We start from the raw sequence: 14,774 nt of genomic DNA, 5'->3' as shown, positions 1-14,774 counted from the left end.
TGAGTCGGGGGTTCTCGCGCGAATGAGGCGCGGGAACCCCTTATTCTGTGGGAGTGCACCTCAAGACCCTGACGCTGCGAGGATTCAAGTCCTTCGCAGGAGCCACGCAAATGCGGCTCGAACCAGGGATCACCTGCGTGGTGGGCCCCAACGGGTCCGGCAAGTCCAATGTCGTCGACGCCTTGGCGTGGGTCATGGGGGAACAGGGTGCCAAGACCCTGCGCGGCGGCAACATGGCCGACGTCATCTTCGCCGGCACCTCCACCCGCCCGGCATTGGGGCGCGCCCAGGTCGAACTGACGATCGACAACTCCGACGCACTGCTGCCCATCGACTACTCGGAGGTGACGATCTCCCGGACCCTCTTTCGCGGAGGCGGCTCCGAGTACTCCATCAATGGCGCGCCCGCGCGACTCCTCGACATCCAGGAGCTGCTCTCGGACACGGGAATGGGCCGCCAGATGCACGTCATCGTCGGACAAGGCCAACTCGACGCCATCTTGTCCTCAAGTCCCGAGGAACGCCGGGCCTTCATCGAGGAAGCCGCCGGAGTCCTCAAACACCGCCGTCGCAAGGAACGTGCATTGCGCAAACTGGCCGACATGGACGCCAACCTGGTGCGCGTCCTGGACCTGACCAATGAGATCCACCGACAACTCGGACCATTGGCCAGGCAGGCGAGGGCAGCCCGCCGCGCACACCTGGTCCAGGCGGCGATCAGGGACGCCCGGGCCCGCATCCTTGCCGAGGACGTGGTCGCCGCACGCGAACGCCTGGCAGCCCAAGGCAGTGACGAGAAGGCGCGGCTTGCTCACCAGGAGGCCTTGGAGGCACAGGTGGGTGTCGCGCGAGTCGAGGTCGCCGAACTGCGTGAAGCGGGAAACGCCCTGGCCCCGCTCGAAGACAAGGCGGGTCTCGAGTGGCAACGGGCCACCACCTTGCACGAACGCCTCGCAGGGACCCTGCTGGCCGCCATGGAACGCGTCAAGGTGCACTCCCGGGCCGAGGCTCCGCCCAATGGTGACGATCCCGAGGAACTCGAGGAACGGGCCCGCGCAGCCCAGGACGAGGACGCCGAGGTGCTGCTGCTCGTCGAAGGCCAACGCAGCGCCCTCGACGAGGCGGTGCGTGCGAAGGAGCGCGCCGAGGCCGACGACGAGGCCGCCTCCCGTGAACTCGCCCGAGTCAACCGGGTACTGGCCGACCACAGGGAGAAGGTGGCCCGCCTCACCGGGGGAGTGGCCACCGCGGCCTCACGTCTGGAGGCCGCCCGCAACGAAAGCGAGCGGGCCGCTAGGGCCCTGACTGACGCCCAGGCGCGCCAGCAGCAGGCCGAGAGCGCCCTTGCCGCCATCGGAGATGTTCGGGCGAGCGCCGACAGCGACGAGGACTCCGAGGCGGCCCTCGCCCACAGCCGGGCCACGGCTGTGCGGGACGCCGCGCGGGCGCGCGTCGACGCGCTGCTGGCCGAGGAACGCGAGGCCCGGGCCGAACGTGCACGTTGGGAGGCCACACGCGACACCTTGGCCGGTGCCCTCTGTCCCGAGGACGCCACCGCCGACCTCTTGGGTCGGCCGGGCGTGCGCGGCGCCCTCATGGAACACTTGGACGTCCGGCCCGGCTGGGAGGATGCGGTGGCGGCATTCCTGACCCCCTTCACCGACGCCGCCGTGGTCGAGGACCTCTCCGATGCGGTGGCGCTCCTGCGCACGGCACACGCAACCGACTCGGGCCGCATCCGCATGACGGTCGCCGGAGCCGCAGACACAACGCCGGAGTCCCCCCGGTCCCTGCCGGCAGGGGCCATTGCGGCCGTCGACCTGTGCCTCGCCCCCGCTGACTTGGCGGGCCCACTTTCACACCTGCTGCGTGGGGCCGTCGTGTGTGAAAGCCTGGACGAGGTCGAGAACCTGCTGCGCATCGACGGGGTCGAGCAGGTGGCCACCCGTGCAGGGGACCTCTTCAGCCGCTGGTCGGCCACCGGACAGGGGGCGGCCTCGGCCAGTTCTCTCTCGCGCCGCGCCTCCCACGAGGACGCCGCCGGCCGCGCCGAGCGGGCAGCCCTGCGTGAGCAGCAGGCTGCGACCGCCCTCGTCGAGGCCAGCACCGCGCTGGACCGGGCCGTCAAGGCCGCCAACGACGCCCTCCGCCACCTGCGCGACGAGGACGCCACTCGCGCCAAGGCCGCGCAGGAACTCGCGAGGGTCGCCTCGGCCGCCCAAGCCGCCGAAGCCGAGACCGAAAGGGCCCGGCAGGTCCTCGATCGGGCGCGGACTCAGGTGACCTGGGCCCAAGGGCAGGTCGAGGAGGCGCAGGTGCGCCTGGAAGCCTCCGCCCCCGAAACGCCCGGGGAAGACCTCGCACACGCCCAGGAGGCCGCCCGGAAGGCGGCCGCGGCCGCACGCGCCGCACGTGAGGCAGAAACCAGGGCCCGCCTGTCGTTGCGCGCCACCGAGGAACGCTCCCGACAGGTCCAGTCCCGTGCACGCACCCTGCGGCAAAACGCTGCGCGAGAGAGGGAGGAACGTCAACGACACGCCCGCCGCGAGGCCCGGCGACTGTCCGAGTTGACCTTGTCCGAGGCCGTGGCGCGCGGAGCCCGGCTCACCTTGGAGGCTGCCGCCAGGACCCTCCAGGCGGCAACCCGTGCTCGTGACGAGATCGCAGCGCGTCGGGCGAGCCTGGTCCGGACCACCTCCACGGCCAGGGCGCGCCTGGACGACCTCGTCGAACAGGCGAGGCTTCTGCGCGACGAGACCCACCGGGACGAGATCGCCCGCGCCGAACTGCGTCTGCGACTCGAACAGGTCGAACAGCGCGCCATTGACGACATCGGCGTGGAGGCGGACGTCCTCGTCGAAGAGTTCGGACCCCACAACCTGGCCCCCTCGGATCTGCTGGACCCCGATCGCGACCCGGACGATCCGGTGATGGTCGGCTACTCGCGCGCCCACCAGGAAAAGGCCCTCCAACGCGCCGAACGGGAGCTGGCGCGGCTCGGTCGGGTGAATCCTCTGGCTCTGGAGGAGCACGAGGCCCTGTCCAAACGCCACGAGTTCCTCGTCAGCCAGGTGCAGGACCTGAAGAAGTCGAAGGCGGATCTGCTGCACATCGTCGAGGACGTCGACCGCCTCGTCCAAGAGGCTTTCGCCAGCGCCTTCGAGGACACGCGGACCCACTTCGCCCAGACCTTCGACACGCTCTTTCCCGGCGGGGTCGGCGACCTGGTCCTCACCGATCCGCAGGACATGTTGACCACGGGCATCGAGATCGAGGCGCGCCCTGCCGGCAAGAAGGTCAAGAGGCTCTCGCTTCTGTCCGGCGGTGAGCGCTCCCTCGCGGCCCTGGCTTTCCTCGTCGCCATCTTCCGGGCGCGCCCTTCCCCTTTCTACGTCATGGACGAGGTCGAAGCGGCGCTGGACGACGTCAACCTGACGCGCCTGATCGAGGTCTTCACCCAGTTGCGGCGCACCAGCCAACTCATCATCATCACCCACCAGAAGCGGACGATGGAGGTGGCCGACGCCCTGTACGGGGTCACGATGCGCGAAGGGGTGACCCGCGTGGTGTCGCAGAGACTGGCCGTCGATCGCAGTACGTGACCGACCTCATCTGTCTCGATTCGGTCACGATGCGTGTCCGGCAAGGGGCTCGTGTGGCATGAGGTGCGAAAGTGAGCCCATGCAGTCAGTGATGTTCATGTCCGTCCTTCTCCTGGTCCTCGTCGCCCTGGCCCTGGGGATGCTTGCCGTGCTCGCCCTGTCACGTCGAAGCGCCGCGGACTGGCGGACGATCGTGCGCGAGAACGTCGACCACGTGGCCGACCGCGCCCAGCATTCCTCCGTCTCCGACCTGGAAAGGGAGTCCCTGGAGGACGCCTTGGGCTTGAACCCTTCGGCCGAGTCCGCCTACTTCGATCCGACGACGCTTCCCGGTTACGACCGCCTGGAGGCGGTCACCGTGCGCATCCACCGCGCCGGAATGGAGCTGCGCAGTCGCGCCTGAGGCGGCGACTGCCCGCGCGCCCCACATGGCGTATGTGACACGGGTGGTGGGCCCGTGCCCGTGTGAGGGATGATTGGCCCATGCAACCGATCATCGACTTCTTCCAGGACCCGACCGGCATCGCCGTCGGGATGGGTGCGTTCGCGGCGATCCTCGGCGGCGGTGTCTGTGCTCTTCTCATGCGCAGAGGCGGCGCCCGGCCGCCCTCCTCGGCCGACTTCGACGGCAGCGGCCTCGAAGCGCCCGCAACCAGCGGCGGCGAGGAGCTGACTGGCGACGAGGGCGGGGAGCTCTCATCAAGCACGTCCAAGGCCGGACCTGCCGCGGGGGCGCCAAGCACCGAGGAGCCTCAGGTCGCGGACCAGGCTGACGATGCAGGGGCACCCGAGGTCGAGGCTGCCCGGCTCGAAACCCCTCAGGTCGAGACCCCCGAATCCCTTCCCTCCCGCATGACCCGCCTTCGTGGGCGCCTTGCCCGCTCCGGCGCCTTCGGCAAGGCACTCTTGTCGATCTTCTCGCGCGGAGACCTCAGCGAGGCCGACTGGGAAGAGATCGAGGACTCACTACTGGTTGCAGACCTGGGCCTGGAAGCCACCGACGAACTCATGGAGGCCCTGCGCACCCGCGTCAAGGTCGAGGCCACCACCGACCCGGCGCGGGTGCGCGCCATGCTCGTCGAAGAACTCCTGACCCTGGTCGGGCCCGACACGGACCGCAGCCTCCACCTCGACCCGCATGAGACGGATTCGGGCAGGGTGCCCGCCACCGTCCTCGTCGTCGGTGTCAACGGGGCGGGCAAGACCACCACCGTCGGCAAACTCGCCCGTGTCCTTCTCGCCGAGAACCACTCCGTCCTGCTGGGCGCCGCCGACACCTTCCGAGCCGCCGCAGCAGAGCAACTCACCACGTGGGGCCAGCGTGTCGGCGTCGAGGTCGTGCGTTCCGAGCGTGAAGGGGCCGACCCGGCCTCGGTCGCCTTCGACGCCGTCAAGGTCGGCGTCGAACGCGGCGTGGAGGTGGTCCTGGTCGACACGGCCGGTCGCCTGCAGACCAAGGCGACTCTCATGGACGAGCTCGGCAAGGTCAAACGCGTCATGGAACGACACGCCCCCGTCGACGAGGTCCTGTTGGTCCTGGACGCCACCACCGGACAGAACGGTATGCGCCAGGCCCAGGTCTTCGGCGAGGTCGCAGGCGTGACGGGCATCGTCCTGACCAAACTCGACGGCTCGGCCAAGGGCGGCATCGTCGTGTCCGTCCAGCGAGAGCTGGGCGTCCCCGTGAAGTTCGTGGGCCTGGGCGAGGGGGCCGACGACCTGGCTCCCTTCGACCCGAGATCCTTCGTCGAAGCCATCGTCGGAGCCTGAAGCCCGCGCCATCACCACTCGATCCGGCCACCGCGGTCCCGCCCTCGTCACCGGGGAGCGGGGCCGCCGTGCGTTAGGCTGGTCCACAGTCCGTTCCGCCCCGACACGGGCGGAAAAGCCCCCCGACCCGGGAGACCACACACGTGTTCGGCAACCTCTCCGACCGCCTGAGCGAGTCCTTCAAGCAGTTGCGTTCGCGCGGCGTCCTCACCCAGCAGGACGTCGACCAGACGACCAGCCAGATCCGACGCGCCCTCATCGACGCTGACGTGGCCCTGCCGGTCGTACGCGAGTTCACCGCCCGCGTGCGGGACAAGGCGCAGGGAGCTGCCCGGTCAAAGGCCCTAAACCCCGGCCAGCAGGTCGTGCGCATCGTCCACGACGAACTGGTCGAGATTCTTGGTGGTGCCACCCGCGAATTGCACTTCGCCCAGCGTGGCCCCACCGTCTTCATGCTTGCAGGCCTCCAGGGCGCCGGAAAGACGACCTTGGCCGGAAAACTCGGCAAGTGGTTGCGCGAGGAGGGAAAATCCGTCCTGCTGGTCGCCTCCGACCTGCAGCGGCCCAACGCCGTCACCCAGCTGCAAGTGGTGGGTCAGCGCGCCGGCGTCCAGGTGTGGGCCCCCGAGCCGGGCAACGGAGTCGGCGACCCGGTGCAGGTCGCCAGGAGCGGCCTTGACCAGGCCATCACCACCGGCGTGGACGTCGTCATCGTAGACACGGCCGGCCGCCTGGGTGTCGACCAGGAAATGATGGACCAGGCCATTGCCATCCGCGAGGCCGTCAGCCCGCACGAGATCATGTTCGTCCTGGACGCAATGATCGGTCAGGACGCGGTGAGCACCGCCACCGCCTTCCGCGACGGAGTCGGCTTCACCGGCGTCGTCCTGTCCAAGCTCGACGGCGACGCGCGCGGCGGCGCCGCCCTGTCCGTGCGTGGAGTGACGGGCGCGCCGATCCTCTTCGCCTCCACCGGAGAGGGCCTGGACGACTTCGAGCGTTTCCACGCCGACCGCATGGCGGGACGCATCCTCGACATGGGTGACGTGCTCACCCTGATCGAGCAGGCCGAAAAGCGCATGGACGCCGAGGAGGCCCAGAAGGTCGCGGAAAAGGCCCTGTCCGGCCAGCTGACCCTGGACGACTTCCTCAGCCAACTCCAGCAGGTCCGCAAACTCGGCTCCATGAAGAAGGTCCTCGGGATGATCCCCGGCATGGCGCAGATGAAGGACCAGCTGGACAACTTCGACGAGCGTGAGGTCAATCGGATCGAAGCCATCGTCCGGTCGATGACTCCGGCAGAGCGTTCCGACGTGTCGATCCTCAACGGGTCGCGCCGCGCCCGTATCGCCAAGGGCTCGGGAACCACCGTCGCCGAGGTCAACGCGCTGGTCAAGCGTTTCGAAGGGGCCCGCGCCATGATGGGCAACCTTGGCGCCATGGGTGGAGCAGTGCCGGGACTGGGTGCCATGCCCGGCCAGGGGGGGCGCGCCAAGCAGAAGGCCCAGGCGCGGCGCGCCCAGGCGGACCGCAAGAAGATGAAGAAGGCGGGCCGCTCCGGCAACCCCGCCAAGCGCCGCCAACAGGAACTCGAGGCCCTGCTGCCCAAGGACGAGCGCCAGGACCGATCGGCCGGAGGCCCTGCCCGGGCAGGCTCCGCCTTCGGCGCGATGGCGCCCTCGACGGGTCAGGCGAGTGCGGGGGCACGTCCCTCGATGGAGGACCTGCCCGAGGACGTGCGCCGCATGCTCGGCCAACTCTGAGCGGCACGCCCTTTCGCGGGCACGCCGCAGCGCCCTCGTCCCCCGCATCCCGAGCACCAGGAGGCCCCGTGATCCTCGAAGGACAGTTGCTCACCCCCACTCCGGACGGATCCTCCACGTGGGTGCAGGGTCGGTGGACGACCAAGGGCGGCATCCTTCGCGCCCTGTCCGAGGACGAGGCCGGGGCCGCGGACCTTCGCGGCTGGATCACTCCCGGCTTCGTCGACGCCCACTGTCACATCGGGATCGGCCCGGATGGGGCAGTGGGCGCCGCCGAGCGCGCCGCCCAGATGCGCGCGAACCTGCGAACCGGGGTCCTGGCGGTGCGCGACTGCGGAGTGCCCGTCGACAACTCGGAGCTCTCCCACGCCTCCGGCGTACCCGTGTTGATCCGCTGTGGGCAACACGTCGCCCGCGTCAAGCGCTACATCCGCGGCCTTCCGCGCGAGGTGGAGCCTGCCGAGCTTGCGGCCGCAGTGTCCGCCGAGGCTGCCAGGGGCGACGGGTGGGTCAAACTCGTCGGGGACTGGATCGATCGTTCACGCGGCGTCGACGCCGACTTGGATCCGCTGTGGCCGCGCGAGGCCCTGGTCGACGCCGTGGCCGCCGCCCACGAGGCCGGCGCGCGGGTCGCAGTCCACTGTTTCTCCCACCGGGTTGTCGACGACCTGTTGGAGGCCGGGGTCGACGACATCGAGCACGGCTCGGGAATGGACACCGACCAGATGGCCGAGGCCGCCTCTCGCGGCACCCTGGTCACGCCGACCCTCGTGCAGGTCGACCTCTTCGACCGGTTCGCCGCGGCCGCGGGCACGAAGTATCCGGTCTACGCCGCCACGATGCGCGCAATGTTCGAGCGCCGCCGCGACCAGCAGGGCGAACTCTTCTCCTCCGGGGTGGCGATCCTGCCGGGCACGGATTCCGGCGGCTACCAGGACCACGGCATCCTGCCCGACGAATTGCGCGCCTGGGTGGCCCTCGGCGTGGATCCGACACGTGTCCTGGACCTTGCGACATGGCGCGCTCGCGAGCACCTGCACCTGCCGCCAGTGGCGGAAGGGCACAGGGCGGACCTGCAGGTCTTCTCGGAGGACCCGTCGACCCGGCCCGAGGTGTGGGGCACGCCGAGCGCCGTCCTCGTCGCGGGCGCCCTCGTTGCCGGAAGTGAGGCCGAGCACCGCTGACCGCGGGTGCGCCTTTGCTCAGCGGGAGGACAGATCGGCCACGACCTCGCCCATGACCTCCCGGGCGGTGGCAAGGTCCAGGCCCGCCCCGGCCGCAAGGATCACGGGTCGCAACCCGTGGGGCAGCACACCCTCGGGGTCCACGTCCTCGATGCTTCCGCCGGCGACCTCGACGATGTGCGTCCCGGCGGCCATGTCCCACGGGCCGAAGGAGAATCCCATCATGCCGCCCAACCAACCGGAGGCGACATGCGCCAGGTCCAGGGCGGACGCTCCCGTGCGGCGGGTCGACTGGTGTGCGTGGACAATGCGTGCGAAACGCTCGGCCACCGTGTGCGGGTCGGGTCCGAACAATGAAGGGCCCGGGTAGTAGCAGATCAGGACCGCTTCGCGCTCACTGGTAGCGCCCTTGGCATCGAGTTCACGGACATTGCCCTGACCGTCCTCGTACCAGGCTCGCGTCGAGTCGGCCACCCACGCCTCACGCAACATGGGGGCGACGATCGCTCCGGCGACCCGTTGCCCGTCGAGTTCCACACCGATCGACGTGCAAAACCACGGCATGCCGCACGCGAAGTTCGACGTGCCGTCGATGGGGTCGACGATCCACCGCACCCGGTCGGCGAGTCCGTCGAGGGCGTCGACGGCCTGGCACCATCGGGAGGAGGTCGGCTCAGGGGCAACCTCGGGGCGCGCAGGGTGAGCGGCTGCGGTGAGGACCGTTTCGCCCGTCTCCTCGCCGAGCACGTGCGAGCCGGGCACCGCGACCCCCAGGAGGTGGTGCAGAGCTGCCTCCACGGCCTTGTCGTGGATGGTGACGGGATCATGGAAGTCGTGTTTGGTGTCGAAGGAGGTTCCCTGGCGCACGTGTGCCCGCAGGTAGGGGGCGGCGGCGGAAGCGGCTTCGAGGGCGGCGTGGGCAAGGTGGGTGTCCAGGGCGGTGTCCATGGAACCATTGTGCCCCGTGACGGATCCGACACCCATGAAAGGGTTTCGAGCGGGCGGGAACTTGGGGCGAGGGCATCGGACGTGGCAGAATACAGGGCTGTACCCGCATCCGTGGACGACCCTCTCACGTCTCGGCATGCGTGTCCCGGGACGGACGCCTGCCTGTGTTTCCCACCTGGCCGGCGCGAGCCCCACCCCGAATCGAAACAGGAGTGACCACACAAGTGGCAGTTCGCATCCGCCTGAAGCGCATTGGCAAGATCCACGCGCCCGTCTACCGAGTCGTCGTCGTCGATGCGCGCAAGAAGCGCGACGGTCGCGTCATCGAGGAGGTCGGTCTGTACGACCCGACCCCCAACCCCTCCACCATCCGCATCAAGTCCGACCGCGTCCAGTACTGGCTGGGTGTCGGCGCGCAGCCCTCGGACCAGGTTCGCAACCTTTTGGTCCTCACCGGCGACATCGCCCGTTTCCACGGCAAGGAGGATGCGGTCTCCCGCGTCAAGGTCGCCGAGGACACGAAGGCCGCCGAGGCTGCCGAGGCCGTGAAGGCCGCCGAGTCCGCTGCCGAGAAGCGCAAGGCCGACGCCTCCGCCAAGAAGGCCGAAGCTGAGGCCGCTGCCGCCGCCGAGGCTGCCGAGGCTCCGGCCGAAGAGGCCGACGCTCCCGCTGAGGACGCCTGATCATGCTCGCCGACGCGTTGGAGCACTTGGTCAGCGGAATCGTCGACCATCCGGATGACGTGCGTGTGAACGCACGCAGCCAGCGCCGAGGACAGCTGCTCGAGGTCCGGGTCAACCCGGAGGATCTGGGTCGAGTCATCGGTCGAAACGGTCGCACCGCCCGCGCCCTGCGCACCGTCATCGGAGCGCTCTCCACGCGTGGCCCGGTCCGTGTCGACGTCGTCGACACCGACAGGGAGTGATGCGCGAGCGCACTGCAGATCAGCTGAAAGGCCCGGAGGAAGTGGACCCCCACTCCTTCGGGCCTTTCTCCATCGCCGATCCGTTCGCGCGGGACTGGAGGTGCAACGGGCCGAGATTCGTCCTACATGGAACGAAGGACGAATCTGGAGAACGGATGGACGATTCTCGCGGGGTGGGGAACGGTTGGGAGGGGGAGGGCGCCCGTAGAATCTAGGGCATGAGACTCACCGCCGCCGTCATCGGCCCGGCCCACGGCCTGCGTGGAGAAGCGATCCTCGACATCCGCACCGACGACCCCGACTTGGTCGTTCCCGGCGCCGTCCTCGACACCACCTCCGATGCGCATCCGAGGCTCACCGTCGAATCCGTACGTAGCCACAAGGAACGCGTCCTGGTGGCCTTCGAGGAGCTGCTCACCCGCGAGGACGTCGAAGCCGAACGTGGCACGAAACTCCTGGTCGAGGAACGAGACGAAGACGACGCCTGGTACCCCCACCAGCTCAAAGGGCTGTCGGCGCTCACGGTGCAGGGGGACGAACTCGGCACGGTGACCGGCCTGCGACCGGGGGCCGCCCAGGATCTGCTGCTCGTGCGCACCGCCGACGGGCGCACGGTGATGGTCCCCTTCGTCACCCAACTGGTCCCGGTCGTCGACATCGTGGGCGGGCGAGTGGTCATCGACGCCCCCGGTGGGCTCTTTGACGACGACGTCAGCGACGGCGCGGACGGAGGCGCCCGCTGATGCGCATCGACCTGGTCTCCATCTTTCCCGACTACTTCGCCGCACTGGACCTGTCCCTCATGGGCAAGGCGCGCGAAGCCGGCCTCGTCGACGTCGCCGTGCACGACCTGCGAAAATGGACCGAGGATCGCCATCGCACGGTCGATGACACGCCGTATGGCGGAGGAGCCGGGATGGTTATGCGCCCCGACGTGTGGGGACGCGCCCTCGACGAAGTCCTCGACCATCCGCTTCCCGCAGCCGACGAGGGTGGGGCGCCTCCGCGCCGAGTCCTTGCAGTCCCCACAGCCGCTGGTGTCCCCCTGACCCAACGCATGGCCGAAGACCTCACCGGCGCCGACCAGATCGTCGTGGCCTGCGGACGCTACGAAGGCATCGACCAGCGGGTCACCGACCACTACCGTTCCCGCGAGTACGAGGTCGTCGAATACTCGATCGGCGACTACGTCCTCAACGGCGGGGAGGTGGCCGCCCTGGTCCTGGTCGAGGCCGTCGTGCGCCTGCTGGACGGAGTGGTCGGCAACCCGGCCTCCGTGGTGGAGGAGTCGCACAGCGCCGAAGGACTGCTCGAACACCCGGCCTACACCAAACCGCGCTCATGGCGCGGACTTGAGGTGCCCGGCGTCCTCCTGTCCGGCAACCATCGGCGCATCCAGGACTGGAGGCGCGACCGCAGCCTCGTGCGCACGGCGCACCGGCGCCCCGACATGCTCGACCGACTCGACCCGAATGGCTTGGACGTGCACGACCGGGAGATCCTTGCCGGCGCAGGTCAAGTGGTGCGCCCCAGACGTGCCCGCATCCGCATCCGCCTGGCACGCCCCGACGAGGCCGCCGCGGTGGCCACTCTGGCCGCGCGCACCTTCCCGGCGGCCTGCCCGCCGCACCTGCCACGCCAAGCCGTCGAGGACTTCATCTCCGAGAACCTCACGGAAGAGGTCTTCGCCCAGTTGCTCGCCGAACCCCGCGACAACCGGATCCTCCTGGTCCACGAGGACCTCCCCGGCGCCACCGAGCCGATCGGCTACACCTTCACGGCTCTGGGCGGCGCCCACGCCATGCCCACTGAGATGGTGCGACCCGGAAAGATCGAGATGGGGGCCGCTTACCTGTCGAAGTGCTATGTCGACGAGGACTGGCGGGGCTCGGGAATCGCAGGAGCCCTGCTGGAACGGGCAGTGGCCGACGTGGCCACTCGCGGGCGCAACTCTCAGGTGGTTCTCGGGACGAACGTCGGCAACGGCAGGGCGATCCGCTTCTATCGGCGCCACGGCTTCAAAGTGGTCTCACGTCGAAAGTTCATCGTGGGGGGCGTGGTCAACCTCGACGAGGTCCTGGTGCGCAACATCACCGCCACCCAGCGGTAGGACGGGCCTGCGCGCCTTTGGGCGCGGGGCGGCCCCTGTGGCACACTTGGGAACCGGTCCGACGCGGCGCAACCTGCCGCAGGGGGACGCCACGGCGCCGGACCGTCATCATGACGCAGGCTCGGCCTGCCGAACCAGACGTGACTGACCTGCGGCAGGTGCGTCGAGGAGAAACAATGCAGAAGCTGGACGCCGTCGACGCGGCCTCCCTCCGTGACGACATCCCGTCCTTCCGTGCCGGCGACACCGTCAAGGTGCACGTCAAGGTCATCGAAGGCAACCGTTCGCGTATCCAGGTCTTCCAGGGCGTCGTCATCGCCCGCCGTGGACATGGCGTGTCCGCCACCTTCACGGTCCGCAAGGTCTCCTTCGGTGTGGGCGTGGAGCGCACCTTCCCGGTGCACGCCCCGACGATCGATCACATCGAGGTCGTCACCAAGGGTGATGTCCGTCGCGCGAAGCTCTACTACCTGCGTGAGCGCCACGGCAAGGCGGCCAAGATCAAGGAGCACCGTTCCGGTTCCGCCGAGTGATCTCGGAACGAGAACGTGGCAGGGCCCGGTGTCGCGAGAGTGCGGCGCCGGGCCTTTCCATTACGGTTGGACCGGACCCGGAACGCGGGTGAAGGAGGACGATGAGCGAGACACTAACCACGGATGAGACTCAGATGCCACTGCATCTGCCATCCCGTGCGGATCTGCGTCGAGAGGCGCGGGCGCATTCGACCTCGCCTGTCGTGTGGCTGCGTGAGATCGGCGTCATCCTGCTCCTTGCCGTGGTCGTGTCGACTCTTCTGCGCCTCTTCGTCGTCCAGGTCTTCTGGATCCCCTCCTCGTCCATGCGCGAAACCTTGGTCGAACAGGATCGCATCGCCGTGGGACGTCTGAGTGCGTGGACCGGCGACGTGAAAAGGGGAGACGTCGTCGTCTTCCGCGACGACCTCGACTGGCTGGGCCCCTCGCCCAGCCCCGCGTGGTGGGAGACCGTGGGCGAATTCCTTGGGATCCTGCCGGGCGGCTCGCGTGAGACCCTGGTCAAGAGGGTCATCGGCGTGGGTGGCGACCATGTCACCTGCTGTGACGCGAATGGCCGTCTGAGTGTCAACGGCGTGGCCGTGGACGAGCCCTACTTGGCGGGAAGAGGCGGCGCCTCTTCTTTCGACTTCGACGTCACCGTGCCTGATGGGCACCTGTGGGTGATGGGTGACAACCGGTCGAATTCCGCCGATTCCCGCTACCACATGGGAGCCTCGGACTCTCCGTTCGTCCCCCTGTCCTCGGTCGTGGGGGTCGCGGGGGCGATCGTGTGGCCGGCGGACCGTTGGGCACTGGTGGGTCACCGCGACGTCTTCGCGGCGGTTGCGAACTCGCCGCAGAGCTGACATGGGTGTGCGTCCCACTGCCAGTCGCGAGGTCGAGTTGGACCTCGCCGCCCGTCACGGGATCGTCGCCGGCATCGACGAGGTCGGGCGCGGTTGCCTTGCGGGTCCGGTGACGGTGGGTGTCGCCCTCGTCGACGAGGGCGTGGGAGCGCCCCCCGAGGGACTGACCGATTCCAAGGCGCTGTCGGCCCGCCGGCGCGAGGACCTGGTGGAGCCGGTGCGCAGGTGGGTCCTCGACCACGAGCTGGGGTGGGCCAGTGCGGCCGAGATCGACGAGATCGGGGTGGTCGCCGCCCTGCGCCTTGCTGCACGGCGTGCATTGGCCGCCCTTGTCGGGCGCGGGCGGCTGCCCGGCGTCGTCCTCTTGGACGGCTCCCACGACTGGTTGAGCCTCTCGCAGGACCTCTTCACCGCGACTGACGCGCCGACCCTGCCGGGCGGGCCCGAAGTGGACGCGCTGCCCGTGGTCACTCGCGTCAAGGCGGATCTGGAGTGCGCGGTGGTTTCTGCTGCGTCGGTCTTGGCGAAGGTGGCTCGCGACGACCACATGTGCGCCCTGGACGACCCGGGGTACGGGTGGGCGTCGAACAAGGGATATGCCAGCGCAGCCCATGTGGAGGGTCTTGCCAGGCTGGGACCCGCCGGGCAGCACCGTCGGTCGTGGAAACTGCCCGGCGTGGCATGATGGTCGGGTGAACGAGGACATCGAGAGTTACGAGAATGCGCTGGAGCTGGAGCTCTTCCGCGAGTACCGCGACGTCATCGGCCTTTTCAGCTACGTCGTCGAGACGGACCGCCGCTTCTACCTGTGCAACCAGGTGGATGTGCAGGCGCGCCCTGTCGGACAGGACGTGTTCTTCGAGCTGACCCTCACCGATGCGTGGGTGTGGGACATCTACCGCTCCTCTCGTTTCGTGCGTTCGGTGCGTGTCATCACCTACAAGGACGTCAATGTCGAGGAGCTGTCCAAGCCGGACCTCGACTTCCCCGACCGCGCCTGACCCTGGTCCGCGACAGGCTCCCGCACACGATGCTGCTCGCCGTTGCGGGCGTCGGCTCCCCGAAAGCCCGGAATCCGGCCATTTTCGCCG

Annotated in this window: 14 protein-coding genes; 13 read left to right on the top strand and 1 reads right to left on the bottom strand. The window is 69.0% G+C overall.

Annotation, left to right across the window (positions count from 1 at the left end):
- Positions 1–53 precede the first annotated feature (53 nt).
- The 5 genes from smc (at position 54) to I6B53_RS06635 (ending at position 8,319) form a co-directional block, all read left to right on the top strand.
- A complete protein-coding gene (smc, locus tag I6B53_RS06655) occupies positions 54–3,602 on the top strand; it encodes a chromosome segregation protein SMC (protein WP_216763499.1) in 3,549 nt (1,182 codons plus the stop codon).
- A gap of 79 nt (positions 3,603–3,681) precedes the next feature.
- The gene (locus I6B53_RS06650; protein WP_216763498.1) at positions 3,682–4,005 is read left to right on the top strand and encodes a hypothetical protein; all 324 of its coding nucleotides are present in this window, start codon (positions 3,682–3,684) and stop codon (positions 4,003–4,005) included.
- Positions 4,006–4,085: 80 nt separating this feature from the next.
- Complete coding sequence (ftsY, locus tag I6B53_RS06645) at positions 4,086–5,372, top strand: signal recognition particle-docking protein FtsY (protein ID WP_216763496.1); 1,287 nt, start codon at positions 4,086–4,088, stop codon at positions 5,370–5,372.
- Between the two features lie 143 nt (positions 5,373–5,515).
- Complete coding sequence (gene ffh, locus I6B53_RS06640) at positions 5,516–7,135, top strand: signal recognition particle protein (protein ID WP_216763494.1); 1,620 nt, start codon at positions 5,516–5,518, stop codon at positions 7,133–7,135.
- A gap of 68 nt (positions 7,136–7,203) precedes the next feature.
- A complete protein-coding gene (locus I6B53_RS06635) occupies positions 7,204–8,319 on the top strand; it encodes an amidohydrolase family protein (protein WP_216763492.1) in 1,116 nt (371 codons plus the stop codon).
- Positions 8,320–8,337: 18 nt separating this feature from the next.
- Here I6B53_RS06635 and I6B53_RS06630 read toward each other — a convergent pair whose 3' ends face one another.
- Positions 8,338–9,267, bottom strand: coding sequence for an inositol monophosphatase (locus tag I6B53_RS06630; RefSeq protein ID WP_216763490.1), 930 nt, complete (start codon positions 9,265–9,267; stop codon positions 8,338–8,340).
- Positions 9,268–9,491: 224 nt separating this feature from the next.
- Between I6B53_RS06630 and rpsP the strand changes: the two genes are divergently transcribed.
- The 8 genes from rpsP to I6B53_RS06590 all read left to right on the top strand — a co-directional run bounded on the left by rpsP (position 9,492) and on the right by I6B53_RS06590 (position 14,684).
- Positions 9,492–9,950 carry a 30S ribosomal protein S16 gene (rpsP, locus tag I6B53_RS06625; protein ID WP_216763489.1) on the top strand — a complete coding sequence of 153 codons (459 nt, stop codon included), beginning with the start codon at positions 9,492–9,494 and terminating at the stop codon, positions 9,948–9,950.
- Positions 9,951–9,952: 2 nt separating this feature from the next.
- Entirely contained in the window at positions 9,953–10,192 is a 240-nt protein-coding gene (locus I6B53_RS06620) for an RNA-binding protein (protein WP_216763487.1), read from the top strand.
- Positions 10,193–10,410: 218 nt separating this feature from the next.
- Positions 10,411–10,935, top strand: coding sequence for a ribosome maturation factor RimM (rimM, locus tag I6B53_RS06615; protein WP_216763486.1), 525 nt, complete (start codon positions 10,411–10,413; stop codon positions 10,933–10,935).
- Entirely contained in the window at positions 10,935–12,302 is a 1,368-nt protein-coding gene (gene trmD, locus I6B53_RS06610; protein WP_216763478.1) for a tRNA (guanosine(37)-N1)-methyltransferase TrmD, read from the top strand. Before rimM ends, trmD begins: the two co-directional genes overlap by 1 nt.
- Before the next feature lie 176 nt (positions 12,303–12,478).
- Entirely contained in the window at positions 12,479–12,835 is a 357-nt protein-coding gene (rplS, locus tag I6B53_RS06605) for a 50S ribosomal protein L19 (RefSeq protein WP_216763476.1), read from the top strand.
- Positions 12,836–12,936: 101 nt separating this feature from the next.
- Positions 12,937–13,683: a signal peptidase I gene (gene lepB, locus I6B53_RS06600; protein WP_253953801.1), complete on the top strand. Its 747-nt coding sequence runs from the start codon at positions 12,937–12,939 to the stop codon at positions 13,681–13,683.
- 1 nt (position 13,684) lies between these two features.
- Entirely contained in the window at positions 13,685–14,368 is a 684-nt protein-coding gene (locus I6B53_RS06595; protein ID WP_216763475.1) for a ribonuclease HII, read from the top strand.
- Between the two features lie 7 nt (positions 14,369–14,375).
- Positions 14,376–14,684: a DUF2469 domain-containing protein gene (locus I6B53_RS06590; protein WP_216763474.1), complete on the top strand. Its 309-nt coding sequence runs from the start codon at positions 14,376–14,378 to the stop codon at positions 14,682–14,684.
- Positions 14,685–14,774 lie beyond the last annotated feature (90 nt).

It is taken from the genome of Schaalia sp. 19OD2882 (assembly GCF_018986735.1).
GTDB lineage: Bacteria > Actinomycetota > Actinomycetes > Actinomycetales > Actinomycetaceae > Pauljensenia.
The sequence above is the reverse complement of the archived record's forward strand: the minus strand, read 5'-3'. Positions and strand labels throughout refer to the sequence as shown.

What these genes read in the sequence shown, in the direction of transcription:
- I6B53_RS06650 (WP_216763498.1), top strand. Translation starts at nt 3,682, where the DNA reads ATGCAGTCAGTGATGTTCATGTCCGTCCTTCTCCTGGTCCTCGTCGCC.
- ftsY (WP_216763496.1), top strand. Translation starts at nt 4,086, where the DNA reads ATGCAACCGATCATCGACTTCTTCCAGGACCCGACCGGCATCGCCGTC.
- I6B53_RS06630 (WP_216763490.1), bottom strand. Translation starts at nt 9,267, where the DNA reads ATGGACACCGCCCTGGACACCCACCTTGCCCACGCCGCCCTCGAAGCC.
- I6B53_RS06620 (WP_216763487.1), top strand. Translation starts at nt 9,953, where the DNA reads ATGCTCGCCGACGCGTTGGAGCACTTGGTCAGCGGAATCGTCGACCAT.
- rimM (WP_216763486.1), top strand. Translation starts at nt 10,411, where the DNA reads ATGAGACTCACCGCCGCCGTCATCGGCCCGGCCCACGGCCTGCGTGGA.
- trmD (WP_216763478.1), top strand. Translation starts at nt 10,935, where the DNA reads ATGCGCATCGACCTGGTCTCCATCTTTCCCGACTACTTCGCCGCACTG.
- rplS (WP_216763476.1), top strand. Translation starts at nt 12,479, where the DNA reads ATGCAGAAGCTGGACGCCGTCGACGCGGCCTCCCTCCGTGACGACATC.
- lepB (WP_253953801.1), top strand. Translation starts at nt 12,937, where the DNA reads ATGAGCGAGACACTAACCACGGATGAGACTCAGATGCCACTGCATCTG.
- I6B53_RS06595 (WP_216763475.1), top strand. Translation starts at nt 13,685, where the DNA reads ATGGGTGTGCGTCCCACTGCCAGTCGCGAGGTCGAGTTGGACCTCGCC.